This is a genomic window from Citrobacter sp. RHBSTW-01013 (assembly GCF_013781985.1).
GTDB lineage: Bacteria > Pseudomonadota > Gammaproteobacteria > Enterobacterales > Enterobacteriaceae > Citrobacter > Citrobacter braakii.
Window position 1 is genome coordinate 1,187,670 of the sequence record NZ_CP056185.1, and the last position, 21,486, is coordinate 1,209,155.

The window sequence follows — 21,486 nt, forward strand, 5'->3', positions numbered from 1 at the left end:
ACTAGATGTAGTTTTAAAAAGATTCAACCATACAAGATATGGTAATTTTAGATTGATGAGGGCATGGGTGATGAGCGTGACGGAGGAAGTGATAGAAACTATGGCAGGTTGCCGGATGGCGTTTATGTCGCCATCCGGCAGCGCAGAATCACATGCGCATCCCTACCGCCAGACGGTTAAAGCAGTTCATCAGGCTAATAGCAAACGTCAGATCGCTAATCTCTTTCGCGCTAAAATGGTCGAGTAGCGGCAGATAAACGTCATCTTCGGCATGGGTGTTGGCTATATGGGTCACGGATTCGGCCCACGCCAGTGCCGCACGCTCCTGCTCGCTGAAGTGATGACTCACCCGCCAGCCTGCCAGCGCGTCCAGTTTGGCCTGCGCAACACCGGATTTGCGCAGCGCCTTACTGTGCATTTCCAGGCAAAAGGCGCAGCCGTTGATTTGCGAGACTCGCAGGTAAATCAGTTCCGTCAGCGTAGGTTCCAGCGCGCAGTTTTCCAGCGCTTTGCTGGCCTGAACCAAAGCGTTATAGATTTCAGGACTGAGTTCATAATAGGGCTGGCGTAACATTGTCATGGTATTTCTCCTCGTTTGGATGACCCGCAATGTAGCACTATAATGGACTGCTATAGAGAGCCATATTGTTGCCAAAAAAGCAGACCATAAATGCCACGCTATCAGCAAATCGCCCGTCAGTTAAAAAACGCCATTGAGAAAGGTGAACTAAAGCCAGGCACAAGATTACCCTCCAGTCGGACCTGGGCCCAGGAGCTGGGGGTATCACGTTCGACGGTGGAAAATGCCTATGCAGATCTGGTGGCGCAGGGCTGGCTCGCGCGACGCGGGCAGGCAGGAACATTTGTCAGTGAGCAACTGCGACCGGAAAACGCACCTGTGTCTCCCGCCATCTTCGCCGGAGAAAACCCCAGGCCGCAGCCTTTTCAGATGGGATTACCCGCACTCGATCTCTTCCCGCGGGACGTCTGGGCGCGGGTGATGGGGCGGCGTTTACGCACCCAAACGCGTTTTGACCTGGCCGTGGGCGATGTTTGCGGCGAACGGGTTTTACGTCAGGCGATTGTCGATTACCTGCGCGTCTCACGCAGTATTGAGTGCCAGCCGGAGCAGATTTTTATTACTTCAGGTTACGCGGCATCAATGACGTTAATCCTGCGCGCTCTGTCTCAACCCGGTGAGGGGATGTGGGTCGAAGATCCTGGCTTTCCGTTGATTCACCCCGTGGTGGCTCAGGAGCGCATTGAGCTGATGCCGGTGTCGGTTGATGCCGATGGTCTGGATGTCTGTGCTGGGATCCGTGACTACCCGCAGGCGCGTTTTGTGCTGCTCACACCCGCACACCAAAGTCCGCTGGGCGTCGCCCTGTCATTAGACCGTCGCCACCAACTGCTTGAATGGGCGACTCGGGCGCAGGCGTGGATCATTGAAGATGATTACGACAGTGAATTTCGCTACCACGGTAAACCGTTGCCGCCGCTAAAAAGTCTGGATGCGCCCCAGCGGGTGATTTATGCCGGAACGTTCAGCAAATCGATGTTTCCGGCTTTGCGCACGGCATGGCTGGTGGTACCCCTGACTCAGGTCGAACATTTTCGTCAGCAGGCGGCGCTAACGGCCTGTAGCGTTCCGGTTTTATGGCAGCAAACGCTGGCGGATTTTATGCAAGATGGCCACTTCTGGCGGCACTTAAAACGTATGCGCCAGAATTATGCCCTGCGACGTCAATGGATGGAAAACGCGCTGAGCGAACAAGGATTTAACGTCATTCCTCAGGAAGGAGGGATTCAGCTGGTGATAACTGTCGACGGAGATGATGTTGCGCTAGTGCGCAAAGCGAATCAGGCCGGGCTGGCGGTTCAGGCGTTAAGCCGCTGGCGAATAACTTCAGCAGGAAAGGGGGGAATATTGTTGTCGTTTACTAACATCAGCTCGGTGGAAATGGCGCAGCAGGCGGCGTATCAACTGCGGATGTCGCTGACATAATTCTGCGCGGTTCTTAAGATATTCGTCCCACCATCGCCACTCGTTTATGGACTTTTCTGAAAGCGTTGCTAATGCTGAATCAGGTAAGGTAAGCCCGCAGTAAAAAAGATAACGAGGAAAATATATGTATTTACGACCTGATGAGGTGGCGCGCGTACTTGAAAAAGTGGGCTTTACCGTCGATGTAGTGACGCAAAAAACGTATGGCTATCGTCGTGGCGAAAATTATGTGTACGTTAACCGTGAAGCACGTATGGGACGTACCGCATTAGTTATCCATCCCACGCTAAAAGAGCGCAGCTCTTCGCTGGCGGAACCTGCGACGGATATTAAAACCTGCGATCACTACCAGCAATTCCCGCTATATTTAGCCGGAGAGACTCACGAACATTATGGTATTCCGCACGGCTTCAGTTCGCGAATTGCGCTTGAGCGTTATCTGAGTGGGTTGTTTGGCGACGTTAGTTCAAACTAATAATGCGACTGGCAGGGCCAGTCGCGAAGAGATCTGTCAGGCTTTAGCCTGGTGATAGCTGCTGACCTTAAACAGGCGGCGGCAATAATCAAGAAAGTAGCCATAGACCGCGCCCATCAGCATTGATACCACGATGTTCGAACTTACTGCAGCCGTAATCTGGTGCCAGTCGGCGCCAACCGTCAAAAGAATAATCACATACACTGGTGACTGGAAGGTGACATAAGCCAGCACATCCGCCAGATTTTTCCCCCATCCTGCCTGCGTGGCTTTACGCGCCGCGCGCATAAACAAATCGCGATACATGCCGTATGGCCACGCGATCAGTATGTTGACGGGGATAGCCACCAGTCTGGAGTACAGAGACTGTTCGAAGCTCATTCCAGAAAGGAATATTTCGATCAACATGTTCACGACAGAACAATAAACAACCATCGCGAACGTGTCTGCTACTGCATGACGCAAGCGTGACTGCGGAGAGAACATGTTAATGCTCCTTGTAAAAAGGGAAAAAAAGGTTTTGAATATCTTCTTTCTAGTGATTTGTCTTGCTGCTTTCGCGTTTGAATAGGATATCTGCCTGGATAATAACTAGCAACTAGCTTAAAATTTTTATTTATTACCTTTTTGTCGATAAAATGCTCTGCAATGGTTTGTTTTTTGTTCGTTTTGGTATTTTCGTTGCTGATTTAATTAAAGGCATTTTAGATCAATGGGTTATGGAAATTTGTTTTTCTGAATTTTTTGCGCTCCTTTTCTCAATGTTGACTAATGTGCAATATGTATACGCACCGGCTCCGCGCGATGTTGTGGCCTGTTTCTCGGGTGATACCCTGAGACTCCTTGCAGGTATATTTATAGCGACTAGCAGAGGAATAGAATATATCGCATAGGCGATATCAAAATGGATGCAATAAATACACGAATTAGCTTTTTTGATTAGTAATATGCGAATAAATTAGACTGGAAATATAATAAGCAGTTGCATACAATATTTAGGGTAATACCGTTTTTATGTTTTACGTTAAAGAGGTTTTGTTAATATGAGTTCAATGTTAAAAAACTTAAATAATATCCGCTCGCTGCGTGCAATGGCTCGTGAATTTTCCGTTGATGTGCTGGAAGATATGCTGGAAAAATTCAGGGTAGTGACCAAAGAACGCCGCGATGAAGAAGAACAACTACAGCGCCAACGTGCAGAACAGCAGGAAAAAATTAATACTTTGCTGGCGCTGATGCAGGCAGACGGGATCAATCCGCAAGAGCTGCTGAGCATGACGCCTGCGATGGCAGGTTCAGTTAAAAAACGTCAGCCGCGCCCGGCGAAATATCGTTTTACCGATCTCAATGGTGAAACAAAAACATGGACCGGACAGGGTCGCACACCGAAGCCAATTGCCCAGGCACTGGCTGCCGGTAAATCTCTTGATGACTTTTTGATCTGATTATTAATGCGGTGAGGGCGACCTCACCGCTTATTTTCAGCAAACGCCAAAATCACCCTCTTCGGTATATCGCGTCACGTCAGCTGCTTTCAGCGTGAATTTTTCGCCGCTTTCATTACTGGCGTGTACCGCCACAATGTGATCGCCATTGACTTCGACAACTTTCAGTTTAGGTCCACCCATGCGTGGTTGAACCAGATCGCCAGGTTTAAACATATTGCTCTCCTTTATTTATCGCAGAACTCACCATAGATCACGTCAATCAGCGGGTACAGCGCAGTTTCAATGATTACCGCTTAATGAGTACGTCGGTTCCAGGGCATGATATCCAGCAATCGCGCCATGCCGCAAAAGCCGGTCACGCCAGCGAGTATTAGCCCGGCACCCACGAAACCGCTCAGCAGGAAGAAGGCGCTGCTAACGGTGTAGCCCAGAATGACGCCGAGTAAGGCAAGGCTGCCTGCGGCTATCTGCACCTGGCGCATCAGCGGTAACGGTTGTGAACGATCTTTTGCCACCGGAAAACCTGCGGCTTTCCAGCCGTCAATGCCACCTTCCAACAACCAGACCTGCGCAGGCGCGGCAATAGCGTTCAGTTTTGTCGCCGCGTTTTGTGTACGTTTGCCTGACTGGCAGTGAAAAATCACCTGCCCGGCGCGTAAATTCGCAGGCAGCGATCCCTGCTCTAGCGTAGGTAATGGCGCCAGATGCGCCTCCGGAATATGCTCGTACAGATACTCGTCAGCATCGCGGATATCAATCAGTTTTGCGCCTTGTGCGACCAGCGTCTGCGCCTCGCGTGGGGAAATCGTCCCAATGGTCATGATGGCTCCTTATGGGCAATACAGTGTTTTTAATGTGGCGATCAGTGAATTCACGGCCGCATTTTTGATGGAGTACAGGATGCGCTGGGCATCGCGTTGGCTGTCTATCAGGCCCTCTTCACGCATACGCGCCAGATGCTGCGAAGTGGCGGAAGGACTCAGGCCGGTAACACGGGCTAATTCGCCCGCGCTGGTACCGGGTGAGCCGCAGAGCATGCACAAAATCAGCAACCTTTTCGGGTTACTCATCGCTTTTAGCAGGGCGGCAGCCTGCTCAGCGCTGGCCTGGAGTTGTTCAAGTTCAGTCATATGTATTTAAGTATGTTCTAAATTAAGCTTATTCTAAAATAAGCGGTCAACGTACGCCAGCGTAAAGAGCGTAAAGGAGGGTAAAACAGCAGGGGAAGGCTGGCAGAGTTAGGTACACTGACTATGCTTAGAGATAAAATCTCTTTTTAAACAATGAGTAACTTTTTGCTTGTATGGAGTGTGTATGGGTTTCTGGAGAATCGTTTTTACTATTATTCTGCCCCCGCTTGGCGTGCTGCTGGGGAAGGGGTTCGGCTGGGCATTTATCCTCAATATTGTTCTGACGCTGCTGGGCTACATCCCGGGTCTGATCCACGCCTTCTGGATACAAACGCGTAACTAATTACCTTTCTACTACGGCGCTCTGGCGCCGTTTTCTTTGCGCTCCTTTCTCCTCTGCTACACTTCCTGGTGTTGATTGTTAACTACCGAGGTGGATATGGGACTCTTTAATTTTGTAAAAGATGCGGGTGAAAAACTGTGGGATGCGGTTACTGGCAACCATGACACTGCCGATCTGGCAAAAAAGGTACAGGAACACCTGAACAAAACGGGCATCCCGGATGCGGATAAAGTGAACGTCCAAATTAACGAAGGTAAAGCCACCGTTTCTGGCGATGGATTAAGTCAGGAAGCGAAAGAAAAAATCCTGATTGCGATTGGAAATATCTCTGGTATTGCCAGCGTCGACGATCAGGTAAAAACTTCTGCACCGGCGAGTGAAAGCCAGTTTTATACCGTAAAATCAGGAGATACCCTGAGCGCTATTGCCAAACAGGTATACGGTAACGCCAACCTGTATAACCAGATATTTGAAGCGAATAAACCGATGCTGAAAAGCCCGGATAAAATTTATCCAGGGCAGGTTTTGCGTATTCCAGAACAATAAGAATGTTCAGGCTTATTGCGTCAGCAATTTGCCGGACATCGCTTGTTGAATAATCGGAATGGGCGTCAGCAGGTGCTGGCGCATTAATTCGCTGGCACCTGCGGCATCGCGTGCCAGAATTGCTTCGGTCAGGGTTTGGTGCTGATCGTGTTTATCTTCCAACATCTCCACCGACAGCACCGTTTTTCGCAGCCAGATAAACCGGTAGCGCGCCGCCAAATCGAATAGCCGTTCGCGCATTTGCAGCAGATACTGTGAACCGCAGCCAGCGACAATTGCCGAGTGAAAAGCCTGATGGCGCTGATCCCACTCGTCGAGCATCTGTTCACTGGCGTCAACGGCTTCAAGCTTGCCGAGCATATGCGCCCGCGCCAGAATTTCAGCTTCCCAGGCGTCGCCGCCGCGTTCAATGGCCAGCGCGACCAGCATGGCTTCCATATTGGCGCGGGCATCGAAAATATCGAGCAACTCCTGTTCGGACATTGGGGCGACACGATACCCTTTCTGATTGACCACCGTGACCAGCCGCTCGGCAACCAACTGCGAAAGCGCTTCGCGTAACGGTCCCACGCCAAGCTCATAGCGTGAGGTCAGCAGGCTCATACGCAGTTTTTCATCAGGCTGATACACACCGCGGATGATGTCGTTTTTCAGCCAGCGGTATCCATCAATGGCCGTCGGTTGGGGAATGGCGGTCATGGTCTTACTCCTGAACGGTTTTCCCGGCCTGCGCCGGGAAAAGGTTTAATGCGTATTTTGCAACGGTGCTTTTTGCCACGATAGCAGTTTTTTCCAGCGTGACATAATAGGCACGGTGCAAATAATTCCTATGGCTAACAACCCGGTAGAGATAACTTCCAGTTGTTGAGCCGGGCGAAAGAGCATCACCACCAGCACAAAGATAATAAAGGCGATTACCAGCCAGGTAAGCCACGGATAGAGCCACATTTTCAGTTTAATTTCACCGCCTCGCGCCAGCAGGATTTTGCGCATCCGCAGTTGGGAAATTGCAATCACCAGATAAACCAGCAGGGCGATGGCGCCGGAGCTGTCGATCAGGAATTTGAACACCTTGGCCGGGGCGTAATAGTTGACCACCACGGTGAGGAACGCGGCACCCGTAGACAGCAACACCGCCACATAAGGCGTTTTACTCCGGTTCGTTTTACCCATAAAGGCGGGAGCATCGCCACGACGGCTCAGGGAGTAAAGCATACGCGACGACGTATACAGCGCGGAGTTCAGACAACTGGTTACTGACAGCAATATGACACAGTCCATGATCAGCTTCGCGTGTGGGATATGCAGTAACTCCAGCACCGAGCGGTAAGAGCCCACCTCTTTCAGTCCCGGCATGTTCCACGGAATCAGCGCGACGACCACGAAAATAGAGCACAGATAGAAGATGGAGATACGCCAGATAACCGAGTTGGTGGCGCGGACGATGTGCTTATCCGGGGTGTCGGACTCGGCGGCGGCGATGGTAACAATCTCTGCGCCCATAAAGGAGAACATGGTGATTAGCATCGCGCTGATCACCGCGCCAAAGCCGTTGGGCATGAAGCCGCCCTGATCCCACAGGCGCGAAACTCCGCTGACCTCGGCATAGGGATAGAAACCGCTAATCGCCACCGCGCCGAGAGTGATAAACGCCAGAATGGCAATCACTTTGCACAGCGCCAGCCAGAACTCGAACTCACCGTAATTTTTGACGCTCAGCAAATTACTGCCGGTTAATGCCAACGTGATAACCAGAGAAAACAGCCAGATAGGAATGCCTGGAACCCAGGAGTGCAGAATGATGGCGGCGATATTCGCTTCCAGCGGGATAACCAACACCCAGAACCACCAGTACAGCCAGCCGATGGTATAACCCGCCCACGGGCCGATGGCCTTATCGGCGTAGGTGGAAAAGGAACCGGTATCCGGGGTGGCAACGGCCATTTCGGCCAGCATGCGCATAATCATCACCACCAGCAATCCGGCGAACAGATAGGCCAGTAATACTGCGGGACCGGCTTCTGCAATCGCCACGCTTGAACCCACAAACAAACTTGCGCCGATAACCCCGGCAATAGACAGCATGGTGACGTGGCGTGATTTCAGCCCGCCCCCTAAATCATGTGATTGTGACACTTGCCCCATCTTTTAAACCTCTCGAAAGTATTTCACTTGGGAGAGCACCCCGGCATTCCCGCGCCGGGGCACGCGTATTTATTGTTATTGACCCTGTCTGCCGGATGGCGGCTCCGCTTTATCCGGCCTGTGGATTGCGTTTTTTATTGGTCGAATGCGCTGTTAACCCTGCTTCGCTTCGGCAAAACACTGAGCGATAATGTCCAGCCCCTGGCGGATTTGGGCATCTTCAATGGTCAGTGGGACAAGAATGCGCAGTACGTTGTAGTAAGGTCCGCAGGAGAGCAGGATCAGCCCTTTATCGCGCGCACGCGCGACGATTTCCGCGGTCAGTTTGGCGTCTGGTTTCGTGTGATCGCCGTCTTCAAACAGTTCGATTGCGATCATCGCTCCCAGCCCGCGTACATCGCCAATCTCGCGGTGGGTTTCCGCGATAGCCAGCAGGCCTTCGCGCAGGGTTTGCCCCAGGTCGTTGGCTTTTTGCAGCAGATTTTCCTGTTCGAAAATATTCAGTACCGCCAGTGCGGCGGCACAGGCAATCGGGTTACCGGCATAGGTACCGCCCAGACCGCCCGGTGGGATTGCGTCCATGACTTCGGCGCGCCCGGTCACTCCCGCCAGCGGGAAGCCACCGGCGATAGATTTGGCGAAGGTGGTGAGATCGGGCGCAACGCCCATCTGCTCCATAGCGAACAGCGTACCGGTACGGCCCGCGCCGCTCTGTACTTCATCGGCAATCAGCATGATGCCGTGCTCGTCACAAATGGCGCGCAGACGTTGCATAAAAGCAGGAGAGGCGGCGTAAAAACCACCTTCGCCCTGGACGGGCTCAATCACGATGGCGGCAACGTCTTCCGGAGCGGCATCATTTTTGAAGATACGGTGAATGCTGGCGATAGCATCGTCTTCACTGATGCCGTGCAGCGGGCAAGGATAAAGCGCACGGTACACGTGGCCCGGCATCAACCCCATTCCTGCAGAGTACGGGTTTACTTTCCCGGTCAGCGACAGGGTGTAGTGGGTACGACCGTGGTAAGCGCCGCTGAAGGCGATAGTGCCGGTTCGTTTGGTGGCGGCGCGGGCGATTTTCACCGCGTTTTCCACCGCTTCCGAGCCGGTTGTCACCAGCAGGGTTTTTTTGGCGAAATCGCCCGGCACTTTCTTATTCATGATTTCGCACAGCTCCAGGTACGGCTCATAGGCCAGCACCTGGAAACAGGTATGGGACAGCTTTTTCAACTGTGCTTCTACCGCAGAGACGATCTGCGGGTGCAGGTGGCCGGTGTTCAGCACCGCAATACCGCCAGCAAAATCGAGGAATTCACGGCCTTCAACGTCCCAGACTCGACAGTTTTCTGCACGCTCGGCAAAAATAGGGTGGATTTGTCCTACGCCACGGGGAACGGCGTTGCTGCGACGTTGCATAAGTTCTTTGTTGGTGCTCATCAGGTGTTCTCCAGTATTTATTTTATTAAAGGCCGATGCACATATATTTGATTTCTAAGTAGTCTTCGATGCCGTATTTCGATCCTTCACGGCCAAGACCGGAGGCTTTGATTCCCCCAAACGGGGCGACTTCGTTGGAGATAATGCCGGTGTTAATCCCGACAATGCCGTATTCCAGCGCTTCGCCAACGCGAAAGACGCGGCTCAAATCACGGGCGTAGAAATAGGCGGCCAGACCAAACTCAGTGTCATTAGCCTGAGCGATGACGTCAGCCTCGTCCTTAAACCGGAACAGCGGAGCCAGCGGGCCGAACGTCTCTTCTTTGGCGACCTTCGCGTTGTCAGGCACATCCACCAAAATGGTGGGCTGGAAGAAGTTGCCGCCGAGTGCGTGAGGTTTGCCACCCGCGATAATGCGCGCGCCTTTATCCAGAGCATCGGCGATGTGTTCCTGCACTTTGGCTACCGCTTTCTCGTCGATCAGCGGCCCGGTGGTGACGTCAGGTTGCAGACCATCGCCGAGGTGCAGTTTGCTCACTGCCTGCTGGAGTTTTTCGGCAAAACGGTCATACACGCCGTCCTGCACGTACAGGCGGTTGGCGCAGACACAGGTTTGGCCAGCGTTACGGAACTTCGATGCCAGTGCGCCTTCCACGGCTTTATCAAGATCGGCATCGTCAAAGACGATAAACGGCGCATTGCCGCCCAGCTCCAGCGACACTTTTTTGATGTCTTTGGCGCACTGCTGCATTAACTGACGGCCAATTTCGGTTGAGCCGGTAAATGACAGCTTGCGTACCAGCGGGTTGCCAGTCAGCTCGTTGCCGACCGCGCTCGCTGAACCGGTCACCACACTGAAAACGCCTGCCGGGATCCCGGCGCGATTGGCAAGCTCTGCCAGCGCCAGTGCGGAGTAGGGGGTCTGGCTGGCCGGTTTAAGCACCATTGTGCAACCAGCCGCCAGCGCCGGACCGGCTTTGCGGGTAATCATCGCCGCGGGGAAGTTCCACGGCGTAATCGCGGCGGTAACGCCGATCGGCTGTTTGATGACGATTAGGCGTTTGTCGGCCTGGTGGCCGGGGATCGTATCGCCATAGATACGTTTGCCCTCTTCGGCAAACCACTCAATAAAGGAAGCAGCATAGGTGATTTCACCTTTGGCTTCTGCCAGCGGTTTACCCTGTTCCAGGGTCATCAGACGGGCGAGATCGTCCTGATGCTCAATCATCAGGTTGAACCAGCGGCGCAGGATGTTGGCCCGCTCTTTGGCGGTCAGCGCACGCCAGGCGGGCAGAGCGCGGTTAGCGGCGTTAATCGCTTCGCGGGTTTCATCCGCCCCCATTTTCGGTACGCTACCTAATTGCTGACCGTTGGCGGGGTTGGTCACCGCGATGGTCTCGCCGCTGTTGGCGTCACGCCAGTTGCCGTCGATCAGTGCCTGCTGGCGAAATAAGGTTGGATCGTTAAGTTGCATAATTGCGTCCTGTCTAAATCGTTTTAACGGGTGAATGCGGCGTGTAATGTTTCCACGCTACGTGCCGCACGCAGCGTGCGTCCGGGATTACTCTGGTTCTCCAGCAGCGCATGAACTTTGCTGACAATATGCGCGCCGATAGGGAGCGCCGACGTTGCTGCCGGAGAAGGCGCGTTACAGGTGTGAATTGAGCGTGGCGTGGTGACAAACAGGAAATCGTCGATTAGCTTGCCGTCCGGTGATACAGCCTGTGCCCGCACGCCTGCAGGCCAGGGCTGCAGATCCTTGAGCGTCAGACTCGGGCAGTACTTTTGTACCAGCCGCAGATAACCGCTTTTGCACAGCGAATTCTTCATTTCGCCAAGTCCTGAGCGCAGGTTGTTTTGCAGCACGCGACGAATGCCGGAAGAGCTGAGGATCTCCAGCGTATCGCTGAGCGAGAAGTCGCGTTTACGGTAGCCTTCACGTTTAAATGCCAGTACCGCGTTGGGGCCCACGGTGACGCTGCCGTCAATCATCCGGGTCAGATGAACGCCGAGAAACGGCATCGCCGGGTCGGGGATGGGGTAGATCAGATGGTTGACTATCTGGTTATGTTCTGACGCCAGACGGAAATATTCGCCACGGAACGGACAGATGATAAAGCCGGGTTCAACGCCGAGCATTTTCACTAGTCGGTCCGCCATCAGGCCAGAGCAGCTAATCAGCGTCGCTCCCTCAAATTCCTGACCCTGACGGGTATGTACGACAACGCCCGCAGCGTGCTCTTTTAGCGCGCTGACCTCAGCGTTGTAGATAATCTCACCGCCTTTGGCCTGAAATATCTTCGCCATCGCGGCGGTGACTTCGCGGTAGCTGACGATCCCGCTCGACGGAACAAAAATACCGCCCAGCCCGGTGATGTTGGGTTCACGCTCGCGAAGCTCCTGCGCATTCAGCCATTCGCGCTCAAGGCCGTTAGCGGCGGTGCGATCCCACAGCGCGCGCATGCGCTCCATTTCCAGTTCGGAGGTGGCAACCAGCATTTTTCCGCAGACGTCGTAGCGGATGCCGTTTTGATCGCAAAAGGCTTTTGTGGCGCGATTTCCGGCCAGGCAAAACTGCGCCTTCAGGCTGCCGGGGGTGTAATAGACCCCGGCATGAATTACGCCGCTGTTGTGACCCGTCTGATGACAGGCCGGGCCGGACTCTTTTTCCAGCAGCGCGATTCTGGCGTCCGGATAGACATCAATTAGCTGCATGGCGGTCGACATGCCGATAATGCCGCCGCCAATAATCACAAAATCATACATCCGCTTTTTTCCTTCGCGCTTACTGATGGGTCTGGTAGTGGTTTGTCGCGTAAGCGAAATAACCACGCTGGCGCATCAGTTCGCGGCGCAGGTCAGGATGCGAGGTGAAGCGATCGCGACCGTGCAACCAGAACAGGTTGTTGATTAGCAGGAATTTACCGACTGAAACCGGAACGGAAATAATGGCCTTGCTGGTTTCCAACGCATCGGACAAATCGCTCAGCCAGACGCCTTCTTCATAATCTTTTGGCTGGACGAACTGGTCGATGTAGCGCATCACCGGGCGGCCCTGCTGGTCAACGTCAAACACCGGATGGAACACTTCCTGGCTGACGTTTTTGCTTGGCGGTGCGGCAAAGCGCATGGCGCGACGCGCCAGCGGGTGGGTAAAGTACTGATCCAGATGTTCCCAGTCGTCGAGGTGCAGCAGCAGCGAGTTACCGCCGGTCATGTTCTGCTCGTCAATCTTCATCATCAGCACATAGTCGGTGATTTCTTCGAGGTAGGTTCCGTCGTTATGCAGCTCCATTACACGGTGCGGCTGGCGCAGATAGCTGTCTGAGTTATCAACGTTTTTCACCACAAAACGGGCATAGTATTGACCGCTCATCGCATCAAAATTGGAGCGCCCGATAAGATGCGCTACCGCCGTCGCCAGCTTGACCATCTCTTCAGCCTGTGCCACATCATCTACGCCAACAGCGTTGATCAGCAGTGCGCCTTCGGCACGATCGAGCAACGTTTTCAGCAGCAAAGGCTGCAACTGATTGCCGCACAGGTCGTCGAGGATCTTGCCCACTTTGAAGCGCAGGAAGGATTTGTATTCCAGTGCCTGCACCGGCCACTGCGCTACGGCTTTCAGAAATTGCTCAGTGGTCTCAGCGGAAAAAGTCAGCTCCAGCAGGCGTGGGGACTGGGCTGATGGTTTCAACGTGAAACCGCTGTAGTGCTGGGCTGGATCATCAGCGTTCGGTTTTACGGCAGTCAGTGCGTTCATCAAATCGTTCCTCTCAGTAGATTGTCAGGGAGATATGGCGCAGCTCGTTTCGTAGCCATAAATTAAAAATATCTACATTTTTGAAAAACGCGCACAGAATGGGCTTTTTTGTTTATTATTTGTGATCAAAAACAACAATTATTTAACATTATAAAAAATGAGGTTAAGTGCGGGGATGAGAAGGGAGGATAGGTAATGTTATTTTAAAACAAAGAGTTAATTATTCTGCCGCTGAGGGTAACTCAACGGCAGCAGCAAAGTCAGTAACCGACTTTATAAATGCGCCCGGTTTGGATGCCTTCCACGCTGCGGCGATAGGCATTGGCAACGGTAGCGGCGGGGACGCTTTCAAAGCCTGGGAAGAAACCATCGTATGCTTCGGCGGATTCACTGAGTACGGTTGGGCTTATCAGGTTAATGCGCTGGCCACGACCTAGCTCACAGGCAGCAGCGCGCACAAATCCTTCCAGCCCGGCATTGATCGTTGCCGCATTCGCCCCTTGTGCGATGGGTTCATGGGCGATAATGCCGCTAATCAGCGTAATCGAGCCGCCATCATTGAGGAAATGTTGCCCGGTTAATGCCAGACGTATTTGGCCTAACAGCTTATCCTGTAATCCCTGATTAAAGTCCTCGTCGGTCATTGTCGACAGCGGGCCAAAGAACAGGTTGCCGGTGGCGGAAACGATCGCATCTACCCGACCGACTTTTTCAAACAATGCCTCGACACTCTCCTGCGAGGTGATATCGACCTGGTAATCTCCCTGCGTGCGACCTACGCGGATCACCTCATGTTTACGGCTTAACGTTTCTGTGACTGCGCGCCCCACTGTACCGCTGGCACCAATAATGACGATTTTCATAACCACCTCCAGAATAGTGTGAGCCGCTATTCTTTAATGAAAATGAAATCGGATAAACTGGCTATAAGTTAGATGATTACTAACCAGGGGTTTGTAATATGGATAAGCTGCGCGGCATGGAAACGTTTATCGCCGTGGTGGAGAGCGGAAGCTTTACCTCCGCGGCAACAAGACTCGAGATGTCTGCGGTGATGGTGGGAAAATATATCACCCAACTGGAAGCACAGCTTGGCACGCGTCTGCTGGAGCGCAATACTCGCCGCCAGAGCCTGACCGATGCCGGGCGTGTCTATTTTGAAGAAGCCCGCCGCGTGCTGGAGCAGGTGTCGATAGCTGAGCGTTCGGTAGAGCGTCTGCGGCTGGCCCCTGCGGGGACGCTGCGCATTAGCGCGCCTACTTCTTTTGGCGCTTGCGTTATCTCGCCGCTGGCCGCTGCGTTTTTACAGGCCTGGCCAGAGGTGCGCATTGAGCTGGATCTGACCAACCGGATGGTTGATCTGGTGAATGAAGGCGTCGACCTGGCGATCCGTATTGGCGATATCCATCAGACTGATGTGGTGGCGAAATACCTGTGTCCTTACCGTATGGCGATCTGTGCATCAAAGGATTATCTTGCCCGTCATGGCACGCCCCTTACGCCTGCGGATCTGGTGGATCATCTGTGCCTGTCCCATACCGTGTGGACGGCTCGCAACGAATGGATACTGCCTGGCGTGACGGGTGAAGTCAGATGGAAGCGCGATGCGATCCTGCGCTGTAACGATGGTCATGGCCTGCGTATGGCGGCGGTAGCGGGGGCCGGACTGTTATTACAACCGGAGGTGCTGCTGGCGCAAGAATTGGCTACCGGGAAACTGATTCGGATACTGGAAAAGTTTACGCCGCAGCCGCGGCCGATTCATCTACTGTGGCGACAAGATTTGCGTCCGCTGCCCAAGCTGACGCGGTTTGTTGAGCACGTACTCAGTGCCGTTCAGGAATTAAGATGAAAATGCCGGATAAGGCGCGTCAGCGCCGCTATCCGGCATATTATTAACTGATATCCACCTGCGGTTTGCTGTTACGTTTACGAATCAGGCGTAGCACTGGTGGGACGACGATAACCAGTACCGCCATCACCAGCAGCACTTTCGCCACGCCGCTGGCCCACAGAATATCCATATTACCGTTACTGATAGACAGCGCCCGACGCAGGTTCTGCTCCAGCATTTCCCCGAGAACGAAGCCTAAAATCAACGGCGACATCGGGAAGTGCATTTTGCGCAATATGTAGCCCAGCACGCCGAGGGCAACCATCAGCACCAGATCGAAAGTGGTGCTGTGGACGGCATACACGCCCACCGCGGAGACTGCCGCGATAGCCGGTACCAAAAACCACAAGGGGATGGTCAGCATACGGGTAAACAGGCCGATCAACGGGATGTTCATCACCAGCAGCATCACGTTAGCAATCAGCAGCGCCGCAATCAGCCCCCAGACGATATCCGGCTGTTCGGTGAACATGGCCGGACCCGGGGTGATATTGTACAGCGTCAGCGCGCCCATCATCACCGCTGTGGTGCCGGAGCCCGGTACGCCGAGCGTCAGCATCGGGATAAAGGAGCCACAGGCCGAGGCGTTGTTGGCGGCTTCGGGGGCCGCCACGCCGCGTATATCCCCTTTGCCGAAGCTGTCGCTATTGCCGCTGAGCTTTTTCTCGGTCATGTAGGTGATAGCGCTGGCAATGGTTGCGCCCGCGCCAGGCAGGACGCCGACGAAAAAGCCAATCACCGATGAACGCAGGGTTGCGCCAACGCACTGCGCACCTTCTTTGGCGTTAAATAACATGCGGCCCGTTTTACGCACCAGCGTCTGGCCACTGCTGGTATGTTCCAGCATTAACAGTATTTCAGAGACTGAGAACAGCCCAATCACTACCACGATAAACTGCACACCGTCGGAGAGATGAACGCTGTCAAAGGTAAAGCGATAAACCCCGGTATTGGCGTCTACGCCGACGGTCGCAAGGCCGAGACCGATAAGCGCTGCCAGAAATGATTTCAGCGGGTTTTGCGCCATCATGCTGCCAAGGCAGGCAATGGCGAAAACCATTAAGGCAAAGTATTCCGCCGGACCGAAGGCCAGCGACCATTGGGCTAACGCCGGGGCAAACAGAATGATGCCGCCGATAGCGATAAGCGAACCAATGAAAGAGCTGACCGCCGAGATAGAGAGCGCAACGCCGCCGCGGCCTTGCTGCGCCATCGGGTAGCCATCCAGCGCGGTCATAATCGCCGCCGCATCGCCGGGAACATTCAGCAAGATGGAGGAGATACGTCCGCCGTATTCGCAACCTATGTAGACCGTAGCCAGCAGGATCAGCGCAGATTCTGCAGGCAGATGCAAAGCGAAGGCCAGAGGCAGCAGGATCGCCACGCCGTTAATGGGTCCAAGACCAGGCAACAGCCCGACAATGGTACCGACAAAACAGCCAATCAGGGCGATGACCAGGTTTTCCGGCGTCATGGCCACCGCGAAACCCTGAGAAAGATAAATCCAGGTATCCATCGTTTCTCCGTTAACCCAGCCAGGCGCCGAGTGGTAAGGTGACGTCAAGCAGTCGGTCAAAGGCATACCACAGCAGAATGCCGAGTACCGCGCCGGAAATACCCGCAGCCGGAATCGTTGCGCCGAACAGCATGCCAATCACCACGGTGAGAATGGCGGTGGAGATGGGAAAACCGAGCCATTCGAAACCCCAGGCGTACATCAACAGAACAATCACCATCGTCAGCAGCTTTTGCAGCACGTGACGGCGGGGCCAACTGATGGTGTCGGGATGGCGCAACAGCAGCGCCACGGCGCATACCAGCATCAGGCTGATAATGCCAAGCGGAAAGGGACGCGGCCCAACCGGCTCATAGCTGTATTCGCTGGTGATTTGCCAGGCCACGAACAGCCCGGCTATGCAGAGCAACAGCCAGATACCTGCAAAAATACGATCGCTCATCATCTTTGCCTCTGCGCTTATTTCGCCAGACCGAAGGCTTTCGCCTGCTCACGGTAATCCGTGACCTGCTTTTTCACGTATTCGTCGAGCTGCTTACCGCTCATGTTGAATTCAAACAGGCCGCGCAGATCGCGCTGCTTTTTAAACTCATCGGTCTGCTGGAGTTTGTTAAAGGCATCAACCCACCACTGATACTCGGCGTCGCTGACTTTTGGTCCAACGTAGAAGCCACGAATGATGGGCCACACGAGGTCGTAACCCTGCTCTTTGGCGGTTGGTACGTTAGCTAACTGGCCTGGCAGACGTTGATCAGAGAACACGGCGAGCACGCGGATTTTGTCGCCGCTAAGATAAGGCACCATCTCGCTGAGATCGCCGGAAACCACCTGTACGTGATTCCCCATCAGCGCGGTGACCGGTTCGCCGCCGCCCTCAAAGGCCACATAGCGCATCTTGTGTGGATCGACGTTGGCTTTTTGCGCCAGCAGCGCCGACTTCATCCAGTCCTGACTACCGATAGAGGCGCCTGCGCCAATGACCACGCTGTTAGGATCTTTCTCCATAGCCGTCAGCAGATCTTTCAGCGTTTTCCATGGTGAGTCCTGGCGTACGGCAATCATGCCGTAGTCAGTGCCGACGCTTGCCAGCCAGCGGACATCATCAACGCCGTAGCGACCAAACTTCCCTTGTGACAGGTTCAGCAGCGAGCCGCCGGAGAATGCCACTACGGTACCCGCTTCAGCCGGACGTTGCGCGACGATCGCGTTATAGGCCACGGCGCCAACGCCGCCGGGCATGTAGGTAACGCGCATCGGTTTTTCGATAGCACCGGTTTCCATCATGCTCACTTGAATCAACTTACAGGTGAGATCGAAACCACCGCCAGGTTTAGCAGGGGCGATACATTCTGTGCGCGATGGCGCTTGTTCCGCCAGAACAGAGGTACTCATCAGTAAAATGCTTGCAGTAAGGGTACGAAGTAACTGTTTTTTCATTGTTTATCCTCACGCCGGAAAACCGGATTTTCGGGTACGGAAGAAGATTTTTGTGATTATGTGAGCCGATGTGTAGCAGTTCGGTTGCATGATTGTTAAAACATTAACCTTTCAATTCCCTTTCAATGCGGCAGAAACTTTACAGGATGTGATATGCGTCTCTTATTAGCGGAAGATAACCGTGAGTTAGCTCACTGGCTGGAGAAAGCGCTGGTGCAAAACGGTTTTGCCGTCGACTGCGTTTTTGATGGCCTGGCGGCCGACCATCTTTTACATAGCGAAACGTACGCGCTGGCGGTGCTGGACATCAATATGCCGGGACTGGATGGTCTTGACGTCGTTCAGCGCCTGCGCAAACGCGGGCAGACGCTTCCTGTGCTGCTGCTGACGGCGCGCAGCGCGGTGGCCGATCGGGTGAAAGGATTGAACGTCGGGGCCGATGATTATCTGGCAAAACCGTTTGAAATCGAGGAGCTGGATGCCCGGCTGAGGGCTTTGCTACGCCGCAGCGCGGGGCAGGTGCAGGGCATACAGCAACTGGGAGAACTGGCGTTTCACGATGAGGGCTATTTTCTGTTGCAGGGGCAGCCGCTGGCGCTCACGCCGCGCGAACAGGCATTGCTGACGGTGCTGATGTACCGTCGATTGCGACCGGTTTCGCGTCAGCAGTTGTTTGAACAGGTCTTCAGTCTAAACGATGAGGTCAGCCCCGAAAGCATTGAATTGTACATCCATCGTCTGCGTAAAAAGCTACAGGGAAGCGATGTGCGCATCGCCACGCTACGCGGGCTGGGCTATGTGCTGGAGCGTAGCGATGAAGTGGGTTAAACCCCAATCGTTGTACCTGCAACTGCTGATGTTTCTGGGTTTGCCGCTCATGTTGTTGTGGGGGTTGTCGGCATTTAACAGCTATGTCAGCGCGCTACAGGCGGCGACGCAGGCGTATGACCGGACGCTGCTCTCGTCTGCCAGAACCGTCTCCGAGCGACTGGTGGTGCACAACAAACAGCTGGAAGTGAATGTGCCGTGGGTGGTGCTGGACAGCTTTGAGCTGAATATGAACGACAGGTTGTATTACAAGGTGGTCGACCCGGCGGGGAAGGTTATCTCAGGTTATGACGATTTACCTGCGATGCCGCCTGCGACATCGCGTACGCGGCTTTATCCGGCGCTGGCGTGGTTTTATCACACTGAATATCGCGGGGAGGCAATTCGCGTGGCGCGTCTGCTGCAGCCCGTCAACGAGGGCGGTATTATCGGCATGGCCGAGATTTATGTCGCCGAAACGCTGCAATCGCGACGTTACCTGGCGCGACAGCTGCTGTTTTCCTCGTGGGTTTCGCAAGGGCTGCTGGTGCTGCTCACGCTGGTGCTGGTCGGCTGGCTGCTGCGTCGGGTGTTACGCCCGATGCGCCAACTGTCATCGCTGATGGTGCGTCGCGAGCCTGGGCTGCTGACGCCGCTGCCGGAGCTGCTGCCGTGGTCGGAAACCCGTCTGTTGATTGTGGCATTCAACCGTTATCTGGACCGACTTCGCGGCCTGATCTCTCGCCAGGAGCGCTTCAGCGCGGATGCTTCTCATCAGCTTAAAACGCCGCTGGCGGTGCTAAAAACTCAGGCGGCGGTGGCCCTCGCCAGCCAGCAGCCGCAGCAATGGTATGAGAGTCTGCAAGCCATGAGCTCCACGCTGGACAACACCATTCAACTGACGGAAAGGCTGTTACAGTTGTCGGCTGTGAAGCGCAAAGAGCAAGGAGAAAGGCACTTCTCGCCGGTTAATTTGTATGAGGTGGTGCAAAGCAGTTGTTTCACGCGACTGGCGCAGGCGCGCAGTAAAGGGATCGATCTGGGCTATGAAGGGGAACAGGATGCGGTGTGGATTGAGGGCGATGAAGTCCTGCTTGGCGAACTGTGCGGGAATCTGCTGGATAACGCACTAAAATACACGCCGCCGCATGGTGTGGTAACCGCCCGTCTGCTGCGAAAAGGAGAGGCGGTGGTGCTGGTGGTTGAAGATAGCGGGCCGGGTATCGATGAGCAGATGGTGCACCAGGCGCTGCTACCGTTTCATCGCCTTGATAACGTCGGTAATGTCCCTGGCGCCGGGATAGGCCTGGCGCTGGTCAACGACATTGCTCGTCTGCACCGCACGCACCCTCAGCTATCACGGAGTGAAGCATTAGGCGGGTTAAGCGTACGACTGCGGTTTTTATGCCTGGTGCGAGACGCGCAGGACGATCAGCATCGTCCTGCGTCTGTTATTTAAAGGTCACCGTCGCATTGACAGGGATACTAAATGTGCCGGGTTGGGGAGGATTCTTCAGCCAGAACAGGGTTGCCATGAACTCTTTGCGTCGGCTGTCGCTCTGGTTGGTAAACGCGTTACTGGCAAAATCGATACGGTTGCCGCTGATAATGTCCCCGGAGCCGGGCTGTGCAGCATCCTGGAGCGTAACGCCGATATCTGGCGTACCCTGACCGGTAAAAACTGCGCCGTTGTTGCTCGTGGTGCCGGTAAACGTTACCGCGTAGTTGATGCCGCGACATTCATGCTTCCCGGCGGCTTCTGCGGCAATAACGGCAAACTGTTTACTGTGGCTGTTATCTTTTCCCACTTTTGCTTCGGTAATGCTGATCCTGCCAAACTCGACGGTATCCGTTCCTTTGTCAGAGCTGATAGAGACGATCGGTTCGCAGTTGATATAACTGATGTTATTCAGGCCATTAAGCGCGGGGCCAAAGTTTTTGGCCGGATTGCTGGTGGAGCAATGCGAACCGCAGGCGTTAATGCTGCCAATACCGTCGACGACGAAAACTTTGTTGATGGTGCGACCGGCCAGCGCAGGCAAAGGATCCGGGAGTTTTCCGGTAGCGACCAGACTGAGGTTAAAGGTGAAAGAAAATGTTTGTGGGCGCGCCTGGCAGTCACTGGCATGGCTGTGGCTATTACTGCTGCAGTAGTTGTCTGAACGTGTTCGGGGCAACGTTGCCTGATATTGGGTGGCGACGGCCTGGGCACTTTGATCGTAGGGGCGACCATCAATGCTCACCACCAGTTTCATATTGGTTCCCTGCAGAAAATGCGCAAACTCATGATCAGGGTCGATGTAGATTTTGGCGGCTTCGCCGTGGGGCATATAGTCTGTGTCGCTGCAGGTGACGCTAACGGTTTGTGGATTGGACACCCAAACGGTGTCCCCGGCGGTGGTACTGTGGCTGATTTTAATGGGATCAACCTGTACGGAGAGGTTGTTTGCTTTACAGGTAACTGCATAGCTTGCACTACTGAATATCGGCAAACAAAGCAGCACCACAAGTTTAACTATTTTTAACGGATTCATTGATTG

The 21,486-nt window shown here is 54.1% G+C and carries 24 protein-coding genes; 8 read left to right on the forward strand and 16 right to left on the reverse strand.

The annotated features are described in order from the left end of the window. Positions 1-148: 148 nt before the first annotated feature. On the reverse strand, positions 149-580 hold the full coding sequence (locus HV350_RS05745; protein ID WP_094168699.1) for a carboxymuconolactone decarboxylase family protein: 432 nt from the start codon (positions 578-580) through the stop codon (positions 149-151). A gap of 90 nt (positions 581-670) precedes the next feature. Here HV350_RS05745 and HV350_RS05750 point away from each other — a divergent pair, with 90 nt between their 5' ends. Beyond that, positions 671-2,005 carry a PLP-dependent aminotransferase family protein gene (locus tag HV350_RS05750; RefSeq protein WP_019077524.1) on the forward strand — a complete coding sequence of 445 codons (1,335 nt, stop codon included), beginning with the start codon at positions 671-673 and terminating at the stop codon, positions 2,003-2,005. Between the two features lie 124 nt (positions 2,006-2,129). Then, positions 2,130-2,480 carry a DUF2002 family protein gene (locus HV350_RS05755; protein ID WP_016154145.1) on the forward strand — a complete coding sequence of 117 codons (351 nt, stop codon included), beginning with the start codon at positions 2,130-2,132 and terminating at the stop codon, positions 2,478-2,480. Between the two features lie 36 nt (positions 2,481-2,516). Here HV350_RS05755 and alaE read toward each other — a convergent pair whose 3' ends face one another. Next, a complete protein-coding gene (alaE, locus tag HV350_RS05760; RefSeq protein ID WP_016154144.1) occupies positions 2,517-2,966 on the reverse strand; it encodes an L-alanine exporter AlaE in 450 nt (149 codons plus the stop codon). Between the two features lie 557 nt (positions 2,967-3,523). On the opposite strand from alaE, the gene stpA reads away from it, so the two are divergent. Then, positions 3,524-3,925, forward strand: coding sequence for a DNA-binding protein StpA (gene stpA, locus HV350_RS05765; RefSeq protein ID WP_181629988.1), 402 nt, complete (start codon positions 3,524-3,526; stop codon positions 3,923-3,925). A gap of 36 nt (positions 3,926-3,961) precedes the next feature. On the opposite strand, the gene HV350_RS05770 is transcribed toward stpA, so the two are convergent. From HV350_RS05770 to HV350_RS05780, 3 genes are all read right to left on the reverse strand, one after another. Then, positions 3,962-4,141: a hypothetical protein gene (locus tag HV350_RS05770; protein WP_016154141.1), complete on the reverse strand. Its 180-nt coding sequence runs from the start codon at positions 4,139-4,141 to the stop codon at positions 3,962-3,964. Positions 4,142-4,221: 80 nt separating this feature from the next. Further along, positions 4,222-4,749: a rhodanese family protein gene (locus HV350_RS05775; protein WP_016154140.1), complete on the reverse strand. Its 528-nt coding sequence runs from the start codon at positions 4,747-4,749 to the stop codon at positions 4,222-4,224. A gap of 9 nt (positions 4,750-4,758) precedes the next feature. Beyond that, positions 4,759-5,058 carry a metalloregulator ArsR/SmtB family transcription factor gene (locus HV350_RS05780; protein ID WP_016154139.1) on the reverse strand — a complete coding sequence of 100 codons (300 nt, stop codon included), beginning with the start codon at positions 5,056-5,058 and terminating at the stop codon, positions 4,759-4,761. A 184-nt stretch (positions 5,059-5,242) separates the two neighbouring features. On the opposite strand from HV350_RS05780, the gene HV350_RS05785 reads away from it, so the two are divergent. After that, positions 5,243-5,401, forward strand: coding sequence for a YqaE/Pmp3 family membrane protein (locus HV350_RS05785; protein ID WP_003037242.1), 159 nt, complete (start codon positions 5,243-5,245; stop codon positions 5,399-5,401). 96 nt (positions 5,402-5,497) lie between these two features. Further along, the gene (gene lysM, locus HV350_RS05790; RefSeq protein WP_016154138.1) at positions 5,498-5,947 is read left to right on the forward strand and encodes a peptidoglycan-binding protein LysM; all 450 of its coding nucleotides are present in this window, start codon (positions 5,498-5,500) and stop codon (positions 5,945-5,947) included. Positions 5,948-5,959: 12 nt separating this feature from the next. Here lysM and csiR read toward each other — a convergent pair whose 3' ends face one another. The 7 genes from csiR to HV350_RS05825 form a co-directional block, all read right to left on the reverse strand. Then, positions 5,960-6,646, reverse strand: coding sequence for a DNA-binding transcriptional regulator CsiR (gene csiR / locus HV350_RS05795; RefSeq protein ID WP_181629989.1), 687 nt, complete (start codon positions 6,644-6,646; stop codon positions 5,960-5,962). 45 nt (positions 6,647-6,691) lie between these two features. After that, positions 6,692-8,092: a GABA permease gene (gabP, locus tag HV350_RS05800; RefSeq protein ID WP_016154136.1), complete on the reverse strand. Its 1,401-nt coding sequence runs from the start codon at positions 8,090-8,092 to the stop codon at positions 6,692-6,694. A 153-nt stretch (positions 8,093-8,245) separates the two neighbouring features. Then, on the reverse strand, positions 8,246-9,529 hold the full coding sequence (gabT, locus tag HV350_RS05805) for a 4-aminobutyrate--2-oxoglutarate transaminase (RefSeq protein WP_046274853.1): 1,284 nt from the start codon (positions 9,527-9,529) through the stop codon (positions 8,246-8,248). Positions 9,530-9,554: 25 nt separating this feature from the next. Then, a complete protein-coding gene (gene gabD, locus HV350_RS05810; protein WP_016154134.1) occupies positions 9,555-11,003 on the reverse strand; it encodes an NADP-dependent succinate-semialdehyde dehydrogenase in 1,449 nt (482 codons plus the stop codon). A gap of 23 nt (positions 11,004-11,026) precedes the next feature. Further along, positions 11,027-12,295 (reverse strand): L-2-hydroxyglutarate oxidase, encoded by a 1,269-nt coding sequence (gene lhgO, locus HV350_RS05815; protein WP_049270955.1) that lies wholly within the window; start codon positions 12,293-12,295, stop codon positions 11,027-11,029. A gap of 19 nt (positions 12,296-12,314) precedes the next feature. Then, entirely contained in the window at positions 12,315-13,292 is a 978-nt protein-coding gene (gene glaH, locus HV350_RS05820) for a glutarate dioxygenase GlaH (protein ID WP_016154132.1), read from the reverse strand. A gap of 260 nt (positions 13,293-13,552) precedes the next feature. Beyond that, positions 13,553-14,155 carry a short chain dehydrogenase gene (locus tag HV350_RS05825; protein ID WP_047414795.1) on the reverse strand — a complete coding sequence of 201 codons (603 nt, stop codon included), beginning with the start codon at positions 14,153-14,155 and terminating at the stop codon, positions 13,553-13,555. A gap of 98 nt (positions 14,156-14,253) precedes the next feature. Between HV350_RS05825 and HV350_RS05830 the strand changes: the two genes are divergently transcribed. Further along, positions 14,254-15,144, forward strand: a complete 891-nt coding sequence (locus HV350_RS05830; protein WP_016157283.1) for a LysR family transcriptional regulator — start codon at positions 14,254-14,256, stop codon at positions 15,142-15,144. A gap of 43 nt (positions 15,145-15,187) precedes the next feature. Here the strand turns inward: HV350_RS05830 and HV350_RS05835 are convergent, their stop codons facing one another. Genes HV350_RS05835 through HV350_RS05845 form a run of 3 tightly spaced genes read right to left on the reverse strand, consistent with a single transcriptional unit; the run spans position 15,188 to position 18,139 of the window. After that, positions 15,188-16,702 carry a tripartite tricarboxylate transporter permease gene (locus tag HV350_RS05835; protein WP_016154129.1) on the reverse strand — a complete coding sequence of 505 codons (1,515 nt, stop codon included), beginning with the start codon at positions 16,700-16,702 and terminating at the stop codon, positions 15,188-15,190. Positions 16,703-16,712: 10 nt separating this feature from the next. Then, entirely contained in the window at positions 16,713-17,147 is a 435-nt protein-coding gene (locus HV350_RS05840; protein ID WP_016154128.1) for a tripartite tricarboxylate transporter TctB family protein, read from the reverse strand. 14 nt (positions 17,148-17,161) lie between these two features. After that, positions 17,162-18,139, reverse strand: coding sequence for a tripartite tricarboxylate transporter substrate binding protein (locus HV350_RS05845; RefSeq protein ID WP_016154127.1), 978 nt, complete (start codon positions 18,137-18,139; stop codon positions 17,162-17,164). A gap of 153 nt (positions 18,140-18,292) precedes the next feature. Between HV350_RS05845 and tctD the strand changes: the two genes are divergently transcribed. Beyond that, a complete protein-coding gene (gene tctD / locus HV350_RS05850; protein WP_016157281.1) occupies positions 18,293-18,967 on the forward strand; it encodes a transcriptional regulator TctD in 675 nt (224 codons plus the stop codon). After that, positions 18,954-20,405, forward strand: coding sequence for a sensor histidine kinase (locus HV350_RS05855; protein ID WP_181547071.1), 1,452 nt, complete (start codon positions 18,954-18,956; stop codon positions 20,403-20,405). The genes tctD and HV350_RS05855 overlap by 14 nt, the downstream gene beginning before the upstream one ends. Here the strand turns inward: HV350_RS05855 and HV350_RS05860 are convergent. Beyond that, positions 20,398-21,480 (reverse strand): fimbrial protein, encoded by a 1,083-nt coding sequence (locus HV350_RS05860; protein WP_181629991.1) that lies wholly within the window; start codon positions 21,478-21,480, stop codon positions 20,398-20,400. The genes HV350_RS05855 and HV350_RS05860 overlap by 8 nt on opposite strands. Positions 21,481-21,486 lie beyond the last annotated feature (6 nt).